This is a genomic window from Microvirga sp. P4_G7 (assembly GCF_056401005.1).
On sequence record NZ_JBFUKD010000483.1, the window covers coordinates 1 to 3000 of the forward strand.

The 3000-nt window shown below is 63.3% G+C and carries 2 protein-coding genes and 2 pseudogenes; all 4 read right to left on the reverse strand.

The features are described from left to right. A pseudogene (locus AC1DT3_RS16715) lies at positions 1-481 on the reverse strand (DNA polymerase III subunit delta'); the annotation flags it as partial. Then, the gene (tmk, locus tag AC1DT3_RS16720; protein ID WP_477466366.1) at positions 471-1160 is read right to left on the reverse strand and encodes a dTMP kinase; all 690 of its coding nucleotides are present in this window, start codon (positions 1158-1160) and stop codon (positions 471-473) included. The gene tmk and the pseudogene AC1DT3_RS16715, both read right to left, overlap by 11 nt. Next, complete coding sequence (locus tag AC1DT3_RS16725) at positions 1160-2389, reverse strand: D-alanyl-D-alanine carboxypeptidase family protein (protein WP_477466367.1); 1230 nt, start codon at positions 2387-2389, stop codon at positions 1160-1162. Before AC1DT3_RS16725 ends, tmk begins: the two co-directional genes overlap by 1 nt. 227 nt (positions 2390-2616) lie before the next feature. Next, positions 2617-3000 (reverse strand): annotated as a pseudogene (locus AC1DT3_RS16730) (septal ring lytic transglycosylase RlpA family protein); the annotation flags it as partial.

Genomic DNA, 3000 nt, shown 5'->3' on the forward strand with positions numbered 1-3000 from the left:
GGGCATTTGCGCTCGCTGTCGTGAGGTCGTCGGCACTGTCGACGATGCAGACCCGGTAACCACCGTTCGCAGCCGTCGACGCGAAGATGCCGAGCGCCTTGCGGACGGCGTCCACCGAGATCGTGGCCGAAGCGGCTTTCTTGTCCGTCGCCGGCGCACGCCGCAAGACCGCGAGATTGGGGTGGGATAGGGCCGCGACCTGATGGAACGTCCGCGATGCGGGATCGACGCTCAAACTGGTGGGCGCGGACGAACGCGGGTCGAGGTCGACAACGGCGCGCGCGACCCGATAGGCCAGTGTTGCCTTGCCGATTCCTTGCGGGCCCCCGATCAGCCAGGCGTGGTGCAAGCGGTCGCTGCCCAACCCGTCGACGAACGCCGCCTCCCCTCCCGGGTGTCCGAAGAACGCAGATTGCTCACGCGGATGAGGCGTCCCATCCAGGCGGTCGGCCTCAATGCCGTCGTCAGCCTCACGCGCCATGAGCCAGGAGGCCTTTGTTCGCGTTTCCGGCATCAGGTGCCGCCAAGCCTGCCAGACGGGTCTCCACGGCCCCCCAAATGGCCTTCTCGACCCTATCCACGGGCTGGTTGCCGTCGATCACGACGCATCGGTCCGGCTCGGCAGCGGCGATGTCCAGATAAGCCTGGCGGAGTTTCTCGTGGAAAGACCGATCCTCGGCCTCGAACCGGTCCGCAGCGCCCTGGCCCGCACGACGTGTTCCGGCACGCGCCAGTCCGATCTCGACCGGAAGGTCGATGACCAAGGTCAATTGAGGGCGATTCTCGCCAACGACAACCCGTTCTATATTTTTTATCAGTGTCTTATCGACGTTTCCTGAAGCGCCTTGATAGGCGCGCGTGGAATCCGCGAAGCGGTCGCAGAGCACGATTTGCCCGCGCGCCAAGGCTGGCCTGATCGTCTTTTCCAGATGATCGAGGCGCGCTGCCGCGAAAAGGAGCGTTTCGGCGAAAGCACCCAGCGGCTTTGCCGCGCCGCTCAGAATGAACGCGCGAATCCGCTCGGCGTCCGGCGACCCGCCGGGCTCGCGTGTCACCAGGACGGAATGGCCCAGATCTTCGAGCCTGTTCTTCAGGCCGGTGATCTGGGTCGATTTGCCCGCGCCCTCGCCGCCTTCGAATGTAATGAAAAATCCAGGCATCAGATCCGATCGACAACACGCGAATAGGCATTCGACAAAGCCCGCCGCGCCCAGCCGGTGCTGAATTCCAGGAAGCCGTCCAAGGCGCGCTGCTGGAGCGTTCCTACCCCGACATCCTCCGCCGCATAAAGCGGAATCTCAATCGCCTGCGTGTCGCCCCTGTTTATTTTGAGGGTTCCGACCTCGGCGCCCTTTTGTACTGGCGCCATGAGCGGGCCCTTGTACGTGATGCGGGCGGAAAGCCGCTCACTTTCGTTGCGCGGCATCAGGATGCGGACAGGCCGCGCCGCCACGAGGGGCGTCGACCGCTGCGTCCCTCCGAAGACTTGCGCGTCGCCGATCGTCTCGTCACCGGAGAAGATCGTCCGCAACTCGAACGACCTGAACCCCCATTCCAGCAGTTTCCGCGCCTCGGTCGCCCGATCCTTCGCAGTCTTGAGGCCCGTGACGACGAGAACCAGGCGCTGACCGTTCTGGACGGCCGAGCCGATGAGGCCATAGCCCGATTCATCGATATTGCCGGTCTTCAGCCCGTCCGCCCCGATTTCCATTGTAAGAAGAGGATTGCGGTTGCGCTGACGGATCTTGTTCCAGAGGAATTCCTGCTCGCCGAACATCTTATAGAGATCCGGGTACGTCTCGATGATGAACATCGCCAACTTCGCGAGATCGCGCGGCGTCACCTTCTGATCGGGATCGCCATAGCCGGTCGCATTGCGAAAGGTGGATTTGGTCAGCCCGATCTCCCGGGCGCGTTCGTTCATGCGGATGGCGAAAGCCTCCTCGGTGCCGGAAAGACCCTCCGCGATGGCGATGGCGGCGTCATTGCCGGACTGGACGACAAGGCCGCGCAATAAGTCTTCGACACGAACCAGGCTGTTCACCTTCGCGAACATGGCAGAACCGCCGGACGGCGCCCCGCCCTTCCTCCAGGCGTTCTCCGAGACTGTAAATTCCTTATCGAAGGTCAGCCGGCCGCTCTTCAGCTCGTTGAACACGATTTCCGCCGTCATCGTCTTCGCCATGCTTGCCGGAGCGACAAGTTGGTCGGCGCCCTTCTCGAAAAGCACGGCGCGCGTATCGGCGTCGATGAGGATCGCTTGCGGAGCTACGGTTTGAAACGGCTCCGCCAGGACGGGGCGATCGCTGACGGCGAGAGCGGTGAGGCTCGCCACCACGAGGAGAAGGAAACGGGCCACTCTCCCGAACGCATGCCACGCCGACGTCATTGATGAAAAACCTTCCGATACGAAAGGAGAATCTGTGGCGTCGCGGATGCTAAATCAACTGGGTCGGCGGATCTCTGACGGATAAATCGGAGCACGTGGAAAAATCACAGCGTCCGGATCAATCGAAGCGTGATGATGAATCGAGGCATGAACCACCTCGGTCTCTGACCCCGTATTGTTCGGATGCTGAATCCGAAACAAAGGCGCCTTCAGACCAACGGACAGTCTCAGCGCACGGCGAACTTCGATTGATCCAGGCCGCGGAAGGATTCCGCGCGCTGGAACTGCTGAGAAGCTCCTTCAGGTGCCGCATAGTACAGGCCAGCGACGACCGGGCGAGCCGGCGGCAGAGCCGTCGCGGACGCTGACGACATGACCATGCGAACCGGGGTCGCTGCTCCGGGAATCGTGCCGAGATCGAATGGACGTTCCGGCGGGAGCGGCACAGCGGCTGCGGCGCGCGTGACTGGTACTTGCGCCACCGGCGTCGCCTGCTCGGCCTCTGCGACCTCTTCGGTGGCCTGGTAGCTCTGAACCGCGATTGTCTCGCGGACGGGCGCCGGCCGCGGCGTAGCCTGCGCGATCATGGTCGGGCGACCGCCGGTCAATGC